Source organism: Streptomyces sp. QH1-20 (genome assembly GCF_041283565.1).
Taxonomy (GTDB): domain Bacteria; phylum Actinomycetota; class Actinomycetes; order Streptomycetales; family Streptomycetaceae; genus Streptomyces; species Streptomyces syringius.
On record NZ_CP166299.1, the window covers coordinates 3877668 to 3893174 of the forward strand.

Annotated in this window: 13 protein-coding genes; 2 read left to right on the forward strand and 11 right to left on the reverse strand. The window is 72.2% G+C overall.

What is annotated here, in order from left to right; translation table 11 throughout:
• Nucleotides 1-81: 81 nt before the first annotated feature.
• The 6 genes from fbaA to AB8O64_RS17370 form a co-directional block, all read right to left on the reverse strand.
• Nucleotides 82-1104, reverse strand: coding sequence for a class II fructose-bisphosphate aldolase (gene fbaA / locus AB8O64_RS17345; protein ID WP_356458266.1), 1023 nt, complete (start codon nucleotides 1102-1104; stop codon nucleotides 82-84).
• Nucleotides 1105-1292: 188 nt separating this feature from the next.
• Nucleotides 1293-1832, reverse strand: a complete 540-nt coding sequence (pyrE, locus tag AB8O64_RS17350) for an orotate phosphoribosyltransferase (RefSeq protein WP_130878728.1) — start codon at nucleotides 1830-1832, stop codon at nucleotides 1293-1295.
• Nucleotides 1833-1853: 21 nt separating this feature from the next.
• Nucleotides 1854-2657, reverse strand: a complete 804-nt coding sequence (locus tag AB8O64_RS17355; protein ID WP_370419917.1) for an aldose 1-epimerase — start codon at nucleotides 2655-2657, stop codon at nucleotides 1854-1856.
• A gap of 112 nt (nucleotides 2658-2769) precedes the next feature.
• Nucleotides 2770-3576 (reverse strand): SRPBCC domain-containing protein, encoded by an 807-nt coding sequence (locus AB8O64_RS17360; protein ID WP_370419918.1) that lies wholly within the window; start codon nucleotides 3574-3576, stop codon nucleotides 2770-2772.
• Nucleotides 3577-3672: 96 nt separating this feature from the next.
• Nucleotides 3673-4323 (reverse strand): NAD(P)-dependent oxidoreductase, encoded by a 651-nt coding sequence (locus tag AB8O64_RS17365; protein WP_370419919.1) that lies wholly within the window; start codon nucleotides 4321-4323, stop codon nucleotides 3673-3675.
• A gap of 60 nt (nucleotides 4324-4383) precedes the next feature.
• Complete coding sequence (locus AB8O64_RS17370) at nucleotides 4384-5007, reverse strand: DsbA family protein (RefSeq protein ID WP_370419920.1); 624 nt, start codon at nucleotides 5005-5007, stop codon at nucleotides 4384-4386.
• 107 nt (nucleotides 5008-5114) lie between these two features.
• On the opposite strand from AB8O64_RS17370, the gene AB8O64_RS17375 reads away from it, so the two are divergent.
• Nucleotides 5115-6050 carry a helix-turn-helix domain-containing protein gene (locus AB8O64_RS17375; RefSeq protein ID WP_370419921.1) on the forward strand — a complete coding sequence of 312 codons (936 nt, stop codon included), beginning with the start codon at nucleotides 5115-5117 and terminating at the stop codon, nucleotides 6048-6050.
• Here the strand turns inward: AB8O64_RS17375 and AB8O64_RS17380 are convergent.
• From AB8O64_RS17380 to AB8O64_RS17390, 3 genes are all read right to left on the reverse strand, one after another.
• Nucleotides 6038-7654 carry a polyamine aminopropyltransferase gene (locus AB8O64_RS17380; RefSeq protein WP_370419922.1) on the reverse strand — a complete coding sequence of 539 codons (1617 nt, stop codon included), beginning with the start codon at nucleotides 7652-7654 and terminating at the stop codon, nucleotides 6038-6040. The two genes, AB8O64_RS17375 and AB8O64_RS17380, sit on opposite strands and share 13 nt — an antisense overlap.
• 171 nt (nucleotides 7655-7825) lie before the next feature.
• On the reverse strand, nucleotides 7826-8344 hold the full coding sequence (locus AB8O64_RS17385; protein WP_362219190.1) for a DUF2617 family protein: 519 nt from the start codon (nucleotides 8342-8344) through the stop codon (nucleotides 7826-7828).
• A gap of 346 nt (nucleotides 8345-8690) precedes the next feature.
• Nucleotides 8691-9860, reverse strand: coding sequence for an aminotransferase class I/II-fold pyridoxal phosphate-dependent enzyme (locus AB8O64_RS17390; protein WP_370419923.1), 1170 nt, complete (start codon nucleotides 9858-9860; stop codon nucleotides 8691-8693).
• A gap of 336 nt (nucleotides 9861-10196) precedes the next feature.
• Here AB8O64_RS17390 and AB8O64_RS17395 point away from each other — a divergent pair, with 336 nt between their 5' ends.
• Nucleotides 10197-11405, forward strand: coding sequence for a hypothetical protein (locus AB8O64_RS17395; RefSeq protein ID WP_370419924.1), 1209 nt, complete (start codon nucleotides 10197-10199; stop codon nucleotides 11403-11405).
• A gap of 31 nt (nucleotides 11406-11436) precedes the next feature.
• Here AB8O64_RS17395 and AB8O64_RS17400 read toward each other — a convergent pair whose 3' ends face one another.
• Nucleotides 11437-11970, reverse strand: a complete 534-nt coding sequence (locus AB8O64_RS17400) for a YbjN domain-containing protein (RefSeq protein ID WP_130878721.1) — start codon at nucleotides 11968-11970, stop codon at nucleotides 11437-11439.
• A gap of 65 nt (nucleotides 11971-12035) precedes the next feature.
• Complete coding sequence (gene clpB, locus AB8O64_RS17405) at nucleotides 12036-14690, reverse strand: ATP-dependent chaperone ClpB (RefSeq protein ID WP_365209888.1); 2655 nt, start codon at nucleotides 14688-14690, stop codon at nucleotides 12036-12038.
• Between the last annotated feature and the right edge of the window lie 817 nt (nucleotides 14691-15507).

Genomic DNA, 15507 nt, shown 5'->3' on the forward strand with positions numbered 1-15507 from the left:
ACGGGACAGGGCCCGTCCCCACCGCGTGAGCGGGGGACCGGGCCCTGTCCGTGGCGTCCGTGGCGCCGGGGCCTCGGAGCCTTACTTCAGCTTCGTGCCCGTGGCGCGCAGGTCGGCGCAGGCCTTGGTGACGCGCTCGGCCATGCCGGCCTCGGCGAGCTTGCCCCAGGTGCGCGGGTCGTACTTCGACTTGGTGCCGACCTCGCCGTCGACCTTCAGCACCGCGTCGTAGTTGCGGAACATGTGGTCCGCGACCGGGCGGGTGAAGGCGTACTGCGTGTCCGTGTCGAGGTTCATCTTCACGACGCCGTTCTCCAGCGCGGTGCGGATCTCCTCCTCGGTGGAGCCGGAGCCGCCGTGGAAGACGAAGTCGAACGGGTCGCTCTTGCCGGACTTGGCGGCGATGCCGTCCTGGAGGTCACGGAGCAGCTCGGGGCGGAGCACGACGTTGCCCGGCTTGTAGACACCGTGGACGTTGCCGAAGGAGGCGGCCAGCAGATAGCGGCCCTTCTCGCCCAGGCCGAGGGCCTCGGCGGTGCGCTCGACGTCGGCGACGGTGGTGTAGAGCTCGTCGTTGATCTCGTGCGAGACGCCGTCCTCCTCGCCACCGGTCGGGGTGATCTCGACCTCGAGGATGATCTTCGCCTTGACGGCCTCGGCGAGCAGCTCCTGCGCGATGGCGAGGTTCTCGTCGAGCTTCTCGGCGGAGCCGTCCCACATGTGGGACTGGAAGAGCGGGTTCTGGCCGGCGGCGACGCGCTCCTGCGAGATGGCGAGCAGCGGACGGACGTAGCCGTCGAGCTTGTCCTTCGGGCAGTGGTCGGTGTGCAGCGCGATGTTCACCGGGTACTTCTTGGCGACGACGTGCGCGAACTCGGCGAGCGCGACCGCGCCGGAGACCATGTCCTTGCTGTACTGGCCGCCCAGGAACTCCGCACCACCGGTGGAGATCTGGATGATGCCGTCGCTCTCCGCCTCGGCGAAACCGCGCAGCGCGGCGTGCAGCGTCTGCGTCGAGGTCACATTGATGGCCGGGTAGGCGAACTTGCCTGCCTTCGCCCGGTCGAGCATCTCGTTGTAGACCTCGGGGGTTGCGATGGGCATCTGTCCACTCCTTGTGATGTGCGGTGGCGTGGGTGGCTCGGCCTTAGGGGGCGACGTTCATCGTCGCCCCCATCTTCCCAGACTCCCCGATTCGCTCCACACGGTGGACAGGCCATTGATGCGCGAAGGGCGCGAGGTTTCACGTGAAACCTCGCGCCCTTCGCGCATCAATCAGAAGAATTCGCAGGTCAGCCCAGGTCGAGGTCACCGAGGGCATAACCGGTGACATACCGCAGACCGGCGCCTTCGATCGCGGAGGCGGCACCGCGGTCGACGATCGTCGCCACCGCGACGACCTCCGCGCCCGCCTCGCGCGCGGCCTCGACCGCGGTCAGCGGCGAGCCACCGGTGGTGGAGGTGTCCTCGACGACCAGCACCCGGCGGCCCTTGATGTCCGGTCCCTCGATGCGGCGCTGCATGCCGTGCGCCTTCTGCGCCTTGCGCACGACGAAGGCGTCGAGCTTGCGGCCGCGCGCGGCGGCGGCGTGCAGCATCGAGGTGGCGACCGGGTCCGCGCCGAGGGTGAGCCCACCGACGGCGTCGTAGTCGAGGTCCGCCGTGGCGTCCAGCATCACCTGGCCGACCAGCGGCGCCGCCTCGGCGTCCAGGGTGATCCGGCGCAGGTCGATGTAGTAGTCGGCCTCCTTGCCGGAGGAGAGGGTCACCTTGCCGTGGACCACGGCCTTGTCCTTGATCTGCTGCAGCAGGGCGTCACGCGCATCGCTCATGCGCACGAGCTTAGGACAGCCCTAGGCGAGTGAGCGCCAGCTCCACGTCGTGGAGATCTCCAGGGGGTCGATCGGGGTGACCAGACGGGGCAGGGTGTTGAGCCCGTTCGGGGGCCCGGACTGCGGCTCGACGCAGACGGCCTCGTCCTGCTCGTCGTAGACGACGACCCATTCGGCGCGGCTGGCGACCTTCATCTCCAGCAGTCCGGGCCAGGTGAGGGTGACGTCCACGCCGTCGGGCATGCCGAAGCAGTCGTCCCAGGGGCCGGGCAGGGGATCCGTGCGGCGGCCCGTCGGCAGATGGTCCTCGCCGCGCTCCTCCTGCCAGGAGGGGTGGAAGTCGATCTCGACGTCCTTGCCCGCGCCGAGGTTCCGCAGGAACCACGGGTGCCAGCCGGCCTGTGCCGGGAAGGAGTTGTCGTAGGTCTCGACGCCCATCGTCAGCGTCAGCGAGTCCGGTGCCAGCTCCACGAGCTGGGTGACCCGGCCGGTGTACGGCCAGGGCTCGGCGAGGTCGTAGGTGAAGGCGGCGGAGCGCTCCTCCGTGCGGACCGTGCGCCAGGCGGTGTCCCGGCCGGTGCCGTGGATGGCGTGCGGCCCGGCGTTGAGCGGCATCTGGTGGCGCTCGCCGCCGTTGCGGAACTGCCCCAGCTCGATGCGGCCGCACCACGGCACCATGGGGAAGGCGCCGTACTTGTCGCCCTGCCGCAGGAGTTCGGTGCCGCGGAAACGCAGGCTGGTGAGCCGGCATCCGTTCCGCGGGTCCACGGTCAGCTCGGCGTCCCCGGCCTTCAACAGCGTCTTGCTCGTCTGATGGTTGCTCACAACCCCGACATTAGAGGCTTTCGCGGACCGTCGGCGGGGACGGGGGCAACTCCCCGCCACGTCCGGGGCCGTCTGTGCCCGCGTCGAACGGACCGCGGGCCGCGGCATCCGCTCAGCGGCGGCGGCGCAGCACCCGGCCGACCACCACCGCCGAGGCCAGGGCCACGGCCGCGGCGGGTCCGGCCCAGCGGAGGGCCGCCGCCGTGGCGGACGCCGCCTCGGGGGCGGGGACGGGGGCGTAGCGACCGCGCGGCGGGGCGTGGTCGACCTCCTCCGCGCTGCGGCCGATCATCGTGCGGCGGGCGTGCGCGGCCTCGGCGGGCGGCGCGTCGTCCTCGTCGTCGTCCTCTTCGTCCTCGTCGTCGAGCTCGTCCATGGCGTCGATCGCCTCGATGGCGCCCGGGTCCCGGCCGTCACCGGGCTCTTCCCGCAGGGGCACCTGCGGGCCCGCTTCGGCGGTGTCGCCGTCCGGGGCGCCGTCCGCGTCCCTCCGCAGTTCCTCCGCGAGGGCCACCGCGACCCGCTCCAGCAGCCTGCGGGCCGTGGTCTGGGTGGTCTTCGCGTCGAACTCCGCCAGCCGTCCCCCGCAGTCGACCCGCGCCGCGCAGGTCAGCCGCGTGCCGCCCGGCACGGCCTCCGCCAGCGCGGTGAGCGCGAGCGTCACCGTGCCGTTGCCGCGCACCTCCGCGCCCTCGCCCGACAGCTCGAAGGAGCCGTCCCGCTCGGTCAGCCGCAGCGAGCCCCGGTAGGTGATGGTGGAGCCGCCGATGCGCAGCCGGAGCCGGCCGGCGACGGTGGCGTCGGAGGCGTCCGCGGCGTCCTGCTGGAGGCCGGGGACACAGCGGGCGACGCGCGCGGGGTCGGAGAGGACCCGTCGGACATCGCCGACGGGGAACGGAACGAACACCTCATGCTCCATAACAAGCGAGCCTACCCATCAGGCCCCTCACCAGGCCCTCCCCGGCCGAAGTTTCCGCCGGTGGCACCGCCGGTGGCCGACACCGGTCGGTATCCGTCAGTCGGCGACCGTGAAGCGTTCACCCACGTGCCGCGGCTGCTCGATCTCGTCGACGAGCGCGACCGCGTAGTCCTCGGCGGAGATCCGGCTGTTGCCGTCGGCGTCCGTGACGAGGTCCTCCAGGGCGGTGCGGTACGTGCCGCTGCGCTCGCCGGGCTCGATCTTCGCGGCGGGGCTGATGTTGGTCCAGCGGACGTCGGTGACCGTGCGGAAGTAGTCCAGCGCGTCACCGTGCGCGTGCATGATCTGGAGCAGGAACTCCGGGAGCCCCTCCGCGTCCCAGACCTGCGCGCCGTCGGCGGTCCGCAGCGAACCGGCGCCGCCGACCGTGATCAGCCGGGGGGCCGCGTCGCCGACCGCGCGCACCCCTTCGACCAGGGACTTCGCGGCGGGCGCGATGGTCGCGACATGGCCGGGGCCGTCACCGCCGCCGACGGCGCTGACGACGACGTCCTGACCGGCCGCGACCGCCGTGACGGAGGCCGGGTCGAGGACGTCACCGGTGGCGACGGTCAGGGCGGGGTGCTGCTCGGTGAGCTTCGCGGGGTCACGGACGACTGCCGTGACCTGGTGACCGCGGTCCAGCGCTTCGCGCAGGACGCGGCTGCCGATGGTTCCGTTGGCGCCGAAAAGAGCGATCTTGGCCATGGGGGGCTCCTCAGAGGTGATGGTGATCAGTGGAGGGGGTCAAAAAGGAGAGGCAGGGGATCAGCGGGCGTCGATGGCGTGGGTGAGTTCCTGTGCCGTGGTCATCGGGCCGCCGAGCCGCCGCACTCCGTCGGGGGTGTGCAGCAGGAGGCTGGGGAAACTCTCCACGCCCAGCCTGCGGACTTCACGGAACCCTTCGCGCGCCGCCCGGCGGGTGCCCGGGTCGGCGTACGCGGCGAGGACCGCGTCGGGGTCGACGCCGCCCTGTCCGGTCGCGACCGCGTGCAGCGTGGCCGGGTCGGACAGGCTCCGTCCGTCGACGTACCAGGCACGCTGGAGCGCGCCCGCGAACTCCAGGGCCCGCTCGGGTGCCTGCCGGGTCAGCGCGGCGAGGGCCGTCGCGGCGTCGGCCGAGTCGAGCACGGCGGTGCCCTCGGCGAACGCCTTGGCGTAGCCCTCGCCGAACACCGCTCCGGTGAGCTCCCCGATCCGGGCGTCCGCCTGCGGGATGTAGGGGTACTCGCCGACGGGCTTGGCGCGGGGCCCGGTGAACAGCCCACCGCTGAGCACCCGTACCTCGATCCGGTCGGCGTTCGTCTCGGCGAACGCGCGCACGGTCGGGCCGAAGCCGTAACACCAGCCGCAGTAGGCGTCGAAGGCGTAGGTGACCAGCTGCCGTCGCATGTCTTTTCCTCAAGCCGTCCGTTGTTTGTACGTACCGTCCGTCGTTGTACGTAGCAACCACGCTAAAGGCGGCAAACGGCCCCAACCAGGTACGCTCGGGACTCCTCATGGTGAAAAAGCGACACGATTGCTCCCAGCCCTACGACGGTGCCGGTGACCCCCCGGCCGTGGTCGAGCTGACCTACCGGGCCCCGCCCGGCACCCCCGCCGGGGTGGAGGTGATGACCCTCGCCGAGCTGCGCGCCCGTGCCCCCGAGGGGCTGCTGGCCCTGCCGCAGCGGCTGGACTTCCATCAGATCGTCGTCGTGCGCTCGGGCTCCGCCGGGCACACCGTGGACTTCACCGGCCACTGGCTGGAGGCGGGCTCGGTGCTGTGGGTGCGCCCCGGGCAGGTGCAGCAGTTCGGCGAGGTGACCGGCATCGAGGGCGATGTCGTCCTCGTCCAGCCCGGCTTCCTCTCCCCCGGCACGGCCGTCGCCGCGGTGGCCGACGATCCCTTCCGCCCGGTGCTGTGGCGGCCCGTCGGCGAGGACCACGAGGCGGTCTTCCGGGCGGTGGGGCATCTCGCGGCCGACTTCCGCACCGGCGGGGCGCTGCCCGCCGACGTCCACACCGATGTGCTGCGGCATCTGCTGTCGGTCCTCGTGCTGCGGCTGGCGCATCTGACGACCCCGGTGGGCAGCGGAGTGCCCGCCCCGGGCGACGCCTTCCTGCGCTTCCGCGCGGCCGTCGAGCGGGACTTCGCCGACCGCCACCGGGTCGCCGACTACGCCCGTACGCTCGGCTACTCCACCCGCACCCTGTCGCGCGCGACGCTGGCCGCCGCGGGGGTGGGGGCCAAGGAGTTCATCGACCGGCGGGTGATGCTGGAGGCCAAGCGGCTGCTCGCGCACAGCGAGCTGCCGGCGGCCCGGATCGCCGGGCGGCTCGGCTTCGACGACGCCGCGAACTTCTCCAAGTTCTTCCAGCACCGGGCCGGTCTCTCCCCCGGCGCCTTCCGCGCGGCACTGCGCCCGCCGGCGGGGCGCGCTCAGTCCGTGTAGCGCGGGTGCATCAGCGTCGACGGCAGGAGCCCCGGCTCGGGACCGTGCCCGGCCGCGCGGCCCGCGGCGGTCAGCGTCGCCGGGGTCAGGGTCCGCACCCGGGGGCGGTCGGCCGGCAGTCGCAGCCGCACGCTCTCCCGGGAGGCGAGCAGGAAGCCCCAGGCCTTCGGCCGCCCGTCCGCCGCCTCGCCCTGCCCGGGCGGCCGGCGGGCGGTGCTGCGGTCCAGGACTCCGGAGGGGCCGCCGCCCTTGCCGCGGACCCGGTAGGCCGCGGTCTCCAGCCCCACCGAACGGACCGTGGCGTCCACCGTCCAGAAGACGCGGGGGCGGCCCTCGATCGGGCCGGCGTGGATCGCGAGCCGGCCACCGGGCGCCAGCCGGCGGGCCGCGAGGCCGTAGAACTCCTGGGAGTACAGCTTGGTGCTGGGCGTGAAGGCGGGGTCGGGCAGATCGGAGATCAGCACGTCGTAGGGGCCCCGGTCGCCGTGGCCGCCGCGCAGCCAGCCGAAGGCGTCGGCGACGACGACCCGCACCCGGGGGTCGCGGAAGGCGGACCGGTTGAGGGCGGCGAGGTCGCGGTCGGTGCGGGCCAGCCGGACCACGTCGCCGTCGAGCTCGACGACCGTCACCGAGGTGACGCCGGGGTAGCGCAGGACCTCGCGCAGGGCGAGGCCGTCGCCGCCGCCGAGGATGAGCACGTGCCGGTGCGGCCCGTCCATCGCGGGGTGCACCAGCCCTTCGTGGTAGCGGAGTTCGTCACAGCCGCTGACCCGCAGCCGTCCGTCCATGAAGAGCGAGAGCGGCCGGCCGCTCCGGCCGCCGCCCGTGAGCACGACCTCCTGGACCGGTGTCCGCACCGCGACCCGTATGTCCGTGCCGTACACGGCGTGCCGGGCGGCCCGCTCGAACGGGCCGGTGAGCATCGAGCAGGCCGCCAGCAGCACCAGCACGAGGCCGTTGAGGGCGACGAGCGCCCAGCGGGAACGGCGGCTCAGATCCCGGCGGAAGAGCCACAGCACCAGCGCCCCGCCCGCGACCGCGTTGACCCCGCCGGTCAGCAGCGCGCCCGTCAGCTGCCCCAGCATGGGCAGTAGCAGGAACGGGAAGGCCAGCCCGCCGACGAGGGCCCCCACGTAGTCCGCGGCGAAGAGGTCGGCGACCGCGCCGCCCGCGTCCTGCCGACGGATGCGCTGGATGAGGGTCATCAGCAGGGGCACCTCGGCGCCGATCAGGATCCCGATGACGAGCGAGAAGCCCACCAGCGGCACCCGGGTCTGGCCGTACCAGGCGAAGCACGCGTACAGCGCCATGGCCGACAACCCGCCGGTCAGCGCGAGACCCGCCTCGACGGCCGCGAAGCCCAGCGCGGCGCGCGGCCGCAGCCGTTTGGCCAGCAGCGAGCCGATGCCCATCGCGAAGACCATCACCGAGAGCACGACGGACGCCTGGGTGACGGAGTCCCCGATCAAATACGAGGCCAGGGCGACCAGTTCCAGCTCGTACACCAAGCCGCAGGCAGCGCAGACGAAGACGGTGGTCAGGACGGAGAAACGGCCGAGCCCGGCCGGTACGGGCAGTCGCGCGGGCACCGGGCGGTAGATCATGACGGGAACGCTACGTCACGATCTCACAACCCTTCGTCACCCACACGAGTGTATTCGCGTGACCTGCCGACAGACCGGCCTGCGGACGCCAGCATTCCGCCCGGGGCCCGGACCGGCGTTCCGCTCCCGCGCCGGACCGGCCATCCGGCCGGGCGGGAAGGCCGTCGGCGCTCAGAGCGGCGCGCCCACGCGCAGGCCCACCCGGGTCCGGGTGGCGACCAGTCGGCCCTCCTGCGGATAGGCGTGCCAGGTGCGCCAGCTGATCTGGCCGTTCTGCCGCTGGGCGAGCAGCGCGGTGAAGGCGTGCGGGCTGCCCGGAAACGTTCCGGCCAGACCGTGCGGATGCTCGGCGACGAGCGCCAGCAACTCCTGCGCGCGCCCCGCGAAGGACCCCTGCGAAAGCGTCTCGACCCGTGCGGCGAATTCGTACTCCCACGCTCCGACCCGCTTGGCGACGCCCAGCGGCAGCGGAGTGCTGCTGCCCGGCATGCAGGCGACGGTCTCCGAGCACGAACCGGCTTCCTCTTCGAGCAGGACCTGGTGGGAGGCGCCGAGCAGGCGCAATTGGACGGCGGAGTCGGCGAGCCGCAGATCGAGCACGGCCAGCGCGGGAAGGGGACCCTTCCCCAGGCACCAGGCGAGATCGGCGGCACGGGTATCGGTGTAGGTGGTCTTGAGGGTGGTGAGCATGGGTCGGCTCCGCATAGCACGCAGTGGAGGGTGGGCCGGCCCGCCCAGAGCGAGGTCCAGGGTCGTGGCGCGCCGGCTCATGCCCACATTGGAGGTTCATGGGGTCCGAGGACAGTGATTCCGATGATTCCGAGGAGTCGTCTCAGGACGTGTCTCTGAAAGAGAGGGAATCATGAAATGAGCTGCGCCCACAGCCTTTTTACCCATCTCATCATGATTTCCATCCATGAGAGGGCCGGGCAGTTCACCTGTTCACCACTATTGCACCCGGCGGGCCATGCAGATCCGCCGGGCGCATATGCGGTCAAGCGCTGGCCACTTGGATATGTGGCCGATTAAACGGCAGTTACGCTGCACTAAGTAGCTTCTCCATCGCGGTGCGTACCGATTCCTCTCGCTTGCAGAAGGAGAAACGCACCAGATAGGACGGCGCATTGGGGCGCACATAGAAGGCGGACGTCGGAATTGCCACCACCCCGGCGCGCGACGGGAGTTCACGGCAGAAACGCACGCCGTCCGTGTACCCCCACCCCCGTACGTCGGCCTGTACGAAATAGCCGGCGTCCGCTCGATAGGGGCGCAGACCCGCGCGGTCCAGCCCCTCGGTCAGCAGATCACGGTTGCGGCGCAGCGTCCCGCGCAGCCCGGCCGCCCACTCCTCCACACCGCCCAGCATCCGTGCGAGCGCCTCCTGGTAGGGCGTCCCGGAGGCGTAGGTGAGGAACTGCTTCGCGGCACCGACCGCCGCCACCAGGTGGGCCGGTCCGCAGACCCAGCCGATCTTCCAGCCCGTGACGTTGAAGGTCTTGCCCGCGGAGGAGATCGTGAGGGTCCGCTCGCGCATGCCGGGCAGCGCGGCGAGGGTGTGGTGCCGGGCGTCGCCGTAGACGAGGTGTTCGTAGACCTCGTCGGTCACCACCGTCAGGTCGTGCTCCCGGCAGACATCGGCGATGGCGGCCAGTTCGTCGGTGGTGAAGACCTTGCCGGTCGGGTTGTGCGGGGTGTTGAGCAGCAGCACCCGCGAGCGCGGGGTGACGGCGGCGCGCAGCGCGGCCGGGTCCAGGACGAAGGTGTCGCCGGACAGCTCCAGCGGTACGGGCACCAGACGGGCGCCCGCCAGCCGCGCGCCGGCCGGGTAGGCGTCGTAGCAGGGATCGAAGGCGAGGATCTCGTCGCCCGGGTCGCACAGCGCGAGCAGCGCCGCCGCGAGTGCCTCCGTGGCACCGGTGGTGACCAGCACCTCGCCCGCGGGGCGGTACTCCAGCCCGTACCGCGCGCGCTGGTGCTCGGCGACCGCCTCGCGCAGCGCCGGGAAGCCGGCCGCGGGCGGGTACTGGTTGCTGCCCGCGAGGACCGCCGCCGCGACCTCCTTCAGCAGGAGGGCCGGGCTGTCCAGCTCGGGGACGCCCTGGCCGAGGTTGACCGCGCCCGTGGCCCGCGCCAGCTCGGTCATCTCCGTGAAGACCGACGTGCCCATGTCCCGCACCCGAGCCGCCGGGTTCCAGTCCGTATGCATGCGTTCCCGCTTTCCCGAGTCCGTCGACAATTGTTCAAGAGGTCCGTCGTACCGTCTGTTCCGTTGTGGCACCGCCCAGTTGAGGCGCCGGGGCCGGGGCCGCGGGTGGTGCGGGGCTCACGATAGGCGCGGGCCCCGCGGGGCGCACCGGCGCCCAGCACAGGTCCGGTCCCGGGGCCGTGCCGACACGCAGCCGTGCCGCCGAGCGGGTGGAAGGCACACCGCGTACGGGCGTTCCGTCTCGCCCGCGCGAGACGCGGGACGCATGGTCGGTATGCCGGGACGCCTGTCGTCCGGCATGCTCACCCCCGCCGCGCCCGCACCGGAGGTGCCCCCGTGTCCGCCGACACCGCCGTGCCCGTACGAGGCCAGCAGCCGCGCCCCGCCGCCCGCGACGGCCGTACCCGCCTGCTCGAACGGGTGCGGGCCGCGCTGCGCCGGGCCGCACCCGCGCTCGCCCTCTACGCCGCCGCCCGGCTGACCGGGATGTCGGTGATGGCCGGCTGGGCGTGGTGGACCGGGCGGCATCCGCGCGGGCTGCTCGGCCACTCCTGGGACGGCATCTGGTACGCCGCCATCGCCCGCAACGGCTACGGCCTGTCCGTCCCCTCCTCCCACAGCCCCGGGGTGGTCTTCAACGACCTGGCGTTCTTCCCGCTCTTCCCCGGTCTCGTCCGGCTGGTGGCGGCCCTGCTGCCGGTCGGGGTCGTCAGTGCCGGGCTGATCGTCGCCTGGGCCGCGGCCGGGGTCGCGGCCTGGGGCATCTACGCGGTCGGGGAGCGGCTGCACGGGCAGCGGGTCGGCACGCTGCTCGTCCTGCTGTGGGGGCTGCTGCCGCACGCGATCGTGCAGTCGATGGCGTACACCGAGACGCTGATGACCGCGTTCGCCGCGTGGGCGCTGTTCGCGGCGATCACCGGCCGGCCGCTGTGGGCCGGGGCGCTCGCCCTGCTGGCCGGGCTGTCGCGGCCCAACGCCATCGCGGTGGCCGCCGCCGTCGCCCTGACGGCGGTGCTCGCGGTGTGCCGGGACCCGCGGGCCCGTGCGGACTGGCGGGTGTGGGCGGGCGCGGCGCTCGCCCCGCTGGGCTGGTGCGGCTATGTCAGCTGGGCGGGGTGGCGCTTCGGGGGCGGGCCGTTCGGCTACTTCGAGGTGCAGCGGCTGTGGGGGTCGCGCTTCGACTTCGGGGCGGACGCGTGGCGGTTCATCCGGCACCTGTTCGTCGCCCGGGACTACATGGCGTACTACGTGACCGTGGCGGTCCTCGCGGTGGCCCTGATCGCGCTGGTCCTGCTGGCCCTGGACCGGCCGCCGACGGCGGTGCTCGTCTACGCGCTGGTGCTCGTCGTCATCGCGGTCGGCGGCTCCAGCTACTTCGCCTCCAAGCCGCGCTTCCTGCTGCCCGCGTTCCCGCTGCTGCTCCCGGCGGCGGTGGCGATGGCCAGAGCCCGGCCGCGCACCGTCGTCGTGACGATCGGCGCGCTGGCCGGGCTCTCGTTCTTCTACGGGACCTATCTGCTGACGGTCGCCCGCATTCCCATGTGACGCGCGGCGCGCGTCGGGGTCACCGGCCGGCTCAGGCCTCGTCGTCGCCCGGCTTCTCGTCACCGGACTCGACGTCGGCCTCCAGGCCGAGCGCCTCGATGAGCCACTTGTCGAACTCGATCGAGGCCCGCACCCAGCTGACCGTGCTGGAGACGAAGTGCTCCAGCGACACACCGACGCCGATCAGCATCTGCGCCTCGCCGATGAGGCGGACGCCGCCGTCGTCGTTGGTGTGCGTGTACACCTTCGGCCACAGGGTGCGGCGGTTCCAGTCGTCGATGACCTCGAGGAGCTGGGCCTTCTCCTCGATGCCGTGCGGCCGGTCGTAGAAGGTCCGGACCGAGAAGACCTGCTGCTCCTCCTCGCCACGGAACATGAAGTACGTGCGGAACTGCTCCCACGGCGCGGCGAGGTCGCCCTCGTCGTCGACGACGTACTTCAGCTCCATCTGCTCGAGGAGCTGCTTGACCAGGTCCTGGTCGGGGATGACGGGGCCAGTCGGGCCCGCCTCCTGCGGTTCGGGCTGGCCCCCGAAATTCGGAATCGAGGACGGGTCGATGCTCACCGTGAATTTCCCTTCGTACGGTTCTTGCCATCCTCCCCCACACCCGCCCCGTCACCGCAACCCCGTCAGCCCCCCGATCCTGTCGTGGCGGCCGAGGTGACGGTCAGCGAGGAGCCGTCCGGAGCGAGGTCGACCCGGACGGTGTCGCCGTCGCGGACGTCCCCGGCGAGGATCGCCCGGGCGAGCCGGTCACCGATGGCGGTCTGGATCAGGCGCCGCAGCGGGCGGGCGCCGTAGCTCGGATCGGGCGCGGCGGCGTCCGGCGCGGCCGGGTCGTGCCCGAGGGCGGCGAGCCAGCGCAGCGCGGCGTCGGTCACGTCCAGGGTAAGTCGCCGGTCGGTGAGACGACGCTGGAGAAGACCGATCTGGAGGCGGGCGATCCGCTCCAGCTCGTCCGTCCCCAGGGTGTGGAAGACCACCAGGTCGTCGAGGCGGTTGAGGAACTCCGGCCGGAAGGAGGACCGGACCGTCTCCAGGACCTTCGTCTTCTTCTGGTCGTCCTTGAGCAGCGGATCCACCAGATAGGAGGAACCGAGGTTGGAGGTCAGGATCAGGATGGTGTTCCGGAAGTCGACCGTCCGGCCCTGCCCGTCGGTGAGCCGTCCGTCGTCGAGGACCTGGAGCAGGACGTCGAAGACCTCGTGGTGGGCCTTCTCCACCTCGTCCAGGAGCACGACCGTGTAGGGGCGCCGGCGCACCGCCTCGGTGAGCTGGCCGCCTTCCTCGTAGCCCACGTAGCCGGGCGGCGCGCCGACCAGCCGGGCGACGGAGTGCTTCTCGCCGTACTCGCTCATGTCGATGCGGGTCATGGCCCGCTCGTCGTCGAAGAGGAAGTCCGCGAGGGCCTTGGCCAGCTCGGTCTTGCCGACGCCGGTCGGACCGAGGAAGAGGAACGAGCCGGTCGGCCGGTCGGGGTCGGCGATACCGGCCCGCGCACGGCGCACGGCGTCGGAGACGGCCCGGACGGCCTCGCTCTGGCCGATCAGCCGACGGCCGAGCTCCTCCTCCATGCGCAGCAGCTTCTGTGTCTCGCCCTCCAGCAGCCGGCCCGCCGGAATGCCCGTCCAGGAGGCGACGACGTCGGCGATGTCGTCCGGGCCGACCTCCTCCTTCACCATGAGGTCCTTGGCGGCCGCTTCCTGTTCCGCCTCCGCTTCGGCCTCGGCGGCCTCCTCCAGCTCGCGCTCGACGGCGGGGATCTCGCCGTACAGCAGCTTGGAGGCGGCGTCGAAGTCGCCGTCGCGCTGGGCGCGCTCGGCCTGGCCGCGCAGATCGTCCAGGCGCTCCTTCAGCTCACCGACGCGGTTGAGGGACTGCTTCTCCTTCTCCCAGCGCGCGGTGAGGCCGCGCAACTCCTCCTCCTTGTCGGCGAGGTCGCGGCGCAACTTCTCCAGCCGCTGCAGGGAGCCGGGGTCGGTCTCGTTGTCGATCGCCAGCTCCTCCATCTTCAGCCGGTCGACCGCGCGCTGCAGCTCGTCGATCTCCAGGGGCGAGGAGTCGATCTCCATGCGCAGCCGGGACGCGGCCTCGTCGACCAGGTCGATGGCCTTGTCGGGCAGGAAGCGGGAGGTGATGTAGCGGTCGGAGAGGGTGGCCGCGGCGACCAGGGCGGAGTCCGCGATCTGCACCTTGTGGTGCGCCTCGTACCGGCCCTTGAGTCCGCGCAGGATCGCGATGGAGTCCTCGACGGACGGCTCGGCGACCAGCACCTGCTGGAAGCGGCGCTCCAGCGCCGCGTCCTTCTCGATGCGCTCGCGGTACTCGTCGAGCGTCGTCGCACCGACCATCCGCAGCTCGCCGCGGGCCAGCATGGGCTTGAGCATGTTGCCCGCGTCCATGGCGGAGTCGCCGCCCGCGCCCGCGCCGACGACGGTGTGCAGCTCGTCGATGAAGGTGATGATCTGGCCGTCGCTGGACTTGATCTCGGCGAGGACGGTCTTCAGCCGCTCCTCGAACTCGCCGCGGTACTTCGCGCCCGCGACCATCGCACCGAGGTCGAGCGAGACGAGTCGCTTGTTCTTCAGCGACTCGGGCACGTCGCCCTTCACTATCCGCTGCGCGAGGCCCTCCACGACGGCGGTCTTGCCGACGCCGGGCTCGCCGATGAGCACCGGGTTGTTCTTCGTCCGGCGCGAGAGCACCTGGACCACGCGGCGGATCTCCTGGTCCCGGCCGATCACCGGGTCGAGCTTGCCCTCGCGCGCGGCCGCCGTGAAGTCCGTACCGAACTTCTCCAGTGCCTTGTACGTGCCCTCCGGGTCCGGAGTCGTCACTCGCTGTCCGCCCCTCGCGGTCTCGAACGCGTCCAGCAGCCTCTTGGCCGTGGCGCCCTGCTCTTCCAGCAGCCCACCGGTCCGGCCGCCCTTGGCGGCGAGCCCGATGAGCAGGTGTTCGGTGGAGATGTACGCGTCGCCCAGCTCGCGGGCGCGCTGCGAGGCGTCCGCGATCACGGACAACAGCTCCCGGTCGGGCTGCGGCGGCGACACGGTGGCCCCCTGCACGCTCGGCAGGGCGCCGAGCTGCCGCTCCGCCCCGGACCGCAGCGCCGCAGCGTCGGCCTCGACGGCGACGAGCAGGTCCATGATGTTCTCGTTGTCCTCGCCCGCGAGCAGCGCGAGCAGCAGGTGCGCGGGCGTCATGTCCGCGTGGCCGGCGGTCACGGCGCGCTCATGGGCGCGGCTGAGCGCCTCCTGGCTCCTGTTGGTCAGCTCGGCATCCACGACTCGGGCTCCTCCTTGGTGCGATGCTGTCGATCCTGCCTGAGGAAACGTGCAATAAGTTGAGCCTATTCCACTCAACCTTGATTGTGCCAGGCGGCCACCCGAAAAGGCCCCGCCCGGTCCGGGGCTTCCGCGCCCGGCCCCGGTGATGCAGGATCTTGCTCAGGCGTTCCCCCCACCCCCTGCGCCACCGCCGGACAGCAAGGACTCTTCCCATGCTCCGACCCCTGGGGGCGGCCCGCCCCTTCACCCGCGCGACCACCGGCGCGGCCTTACTGACACTCGCCACGACGGTGGGCCTGGGCCTGTCGCTGCCGACGGCATCGGCGTCCCCCGGCACCGCACCGGCCCCCTGCCTCCCGACGGCCCGGCCGACGCCCGGACCGACGTCCGTTCCGACGACGTCCGTTCCGACGACGGCACCGCGACCGACTCAAACCACCGCCCCGACGACGGGAGCGACACCCCGGCCGACGTTCCTGGCGGCACCGGCGACGTCGTGGCCGGACCCGACGGTGGGCCCGACGGTCGTCCCGACGACGGTCCCGACAGTGCTGCCTACGTCCCGCCCCACGCCTGTGCCGACGTGGGGCCCGACAGCCGGCCCGACCACCGGCCCCACGACCCGCCCGACGCCGGGCCCGACGCCCGTGCCGACGACCGGCCCGACCGTGGCGCCCACAACCCGCCCGACGCCGATACCGACCGCAGTACCGACCGCTCTACCTACCGCCATACCCACGGCCGTACCCACGGCCGTACCCACGGCCGGACCGACATGCCGACCGACGAGCCGGCCGACGAGCAGCCCGGTACC

What these genes read in the sequence shown, in the direction of transcription:
- fbaA (WP_356458266.1), bottom strand. Translation starts at nt 1,104, where the DNA reads ATGCCCATCGCAACCCCCGAGGTCTACAACGAGATGCTCGACCGGGCG.
- pyrE (WP_130878728.1), bottom strand. Translation starts at nt 1,832, where the DNA reads ATGAGCGATGCGCGTGACGCCCTGCTGCAGCAGATCAAGGACAAGGCC.
- AB8O64_RS17360 (WP_370419918.1), bottom strand. Translation starts at nt 3,576, where the DNA reads ATGGAGCATGAGGTGTTCGTTCCGTTCCCCGTCGGCGATGTCCGACGG.
- AB8O64_RS17365 (WP_370419919.1), bottom strand. Translation starts at nt 4,323, where the DNA reads ATGGCCAAGATCGCTCTTTTCGGCGCCAACGGAACCATCGGCAGCCGC.
- AB8O64_RS17370 (WP_370419920.1), bottom strand. Translation starts at nt 5,007, where the DNA reads ATGCGACGGCAGCTGGTCACCTACGCCTTCGACGCCTACTGCGGCTGG.
- AB8O64_RS17375 (WP_370419921.1), top strand. Translation starts at nt 5,115, where the DNA reads ATGGTGAAAAAGCGACACGATTGCTCCCAGCCCTACGACGGTGCCGGT.
- AB8O64_RS17380 (WP_370419922.1), bottom strand. Translation starts at nt 7,654, where the DNA reads ATGATCTACCGCCCGGTGCCCGCGCGACTGCCCGTACCGGCCGGGCTC.
- AB8O64_RS17385 (WP_362219190.1), bottom strand. Translation starts at nt 8,344, where the DNA reads ATGCTCACCACCCTCAAGACCACCTACACCGATACCCGTGCCGCCGAT.
- AB8O64_RS17390 (WP_370419923.1), bottom strand. Translation starts at nt 9,860, where the DNA reads ATGCATACGGACTGGAACCCGGCGGCTCGGGTGCGGGACATGGGCACG.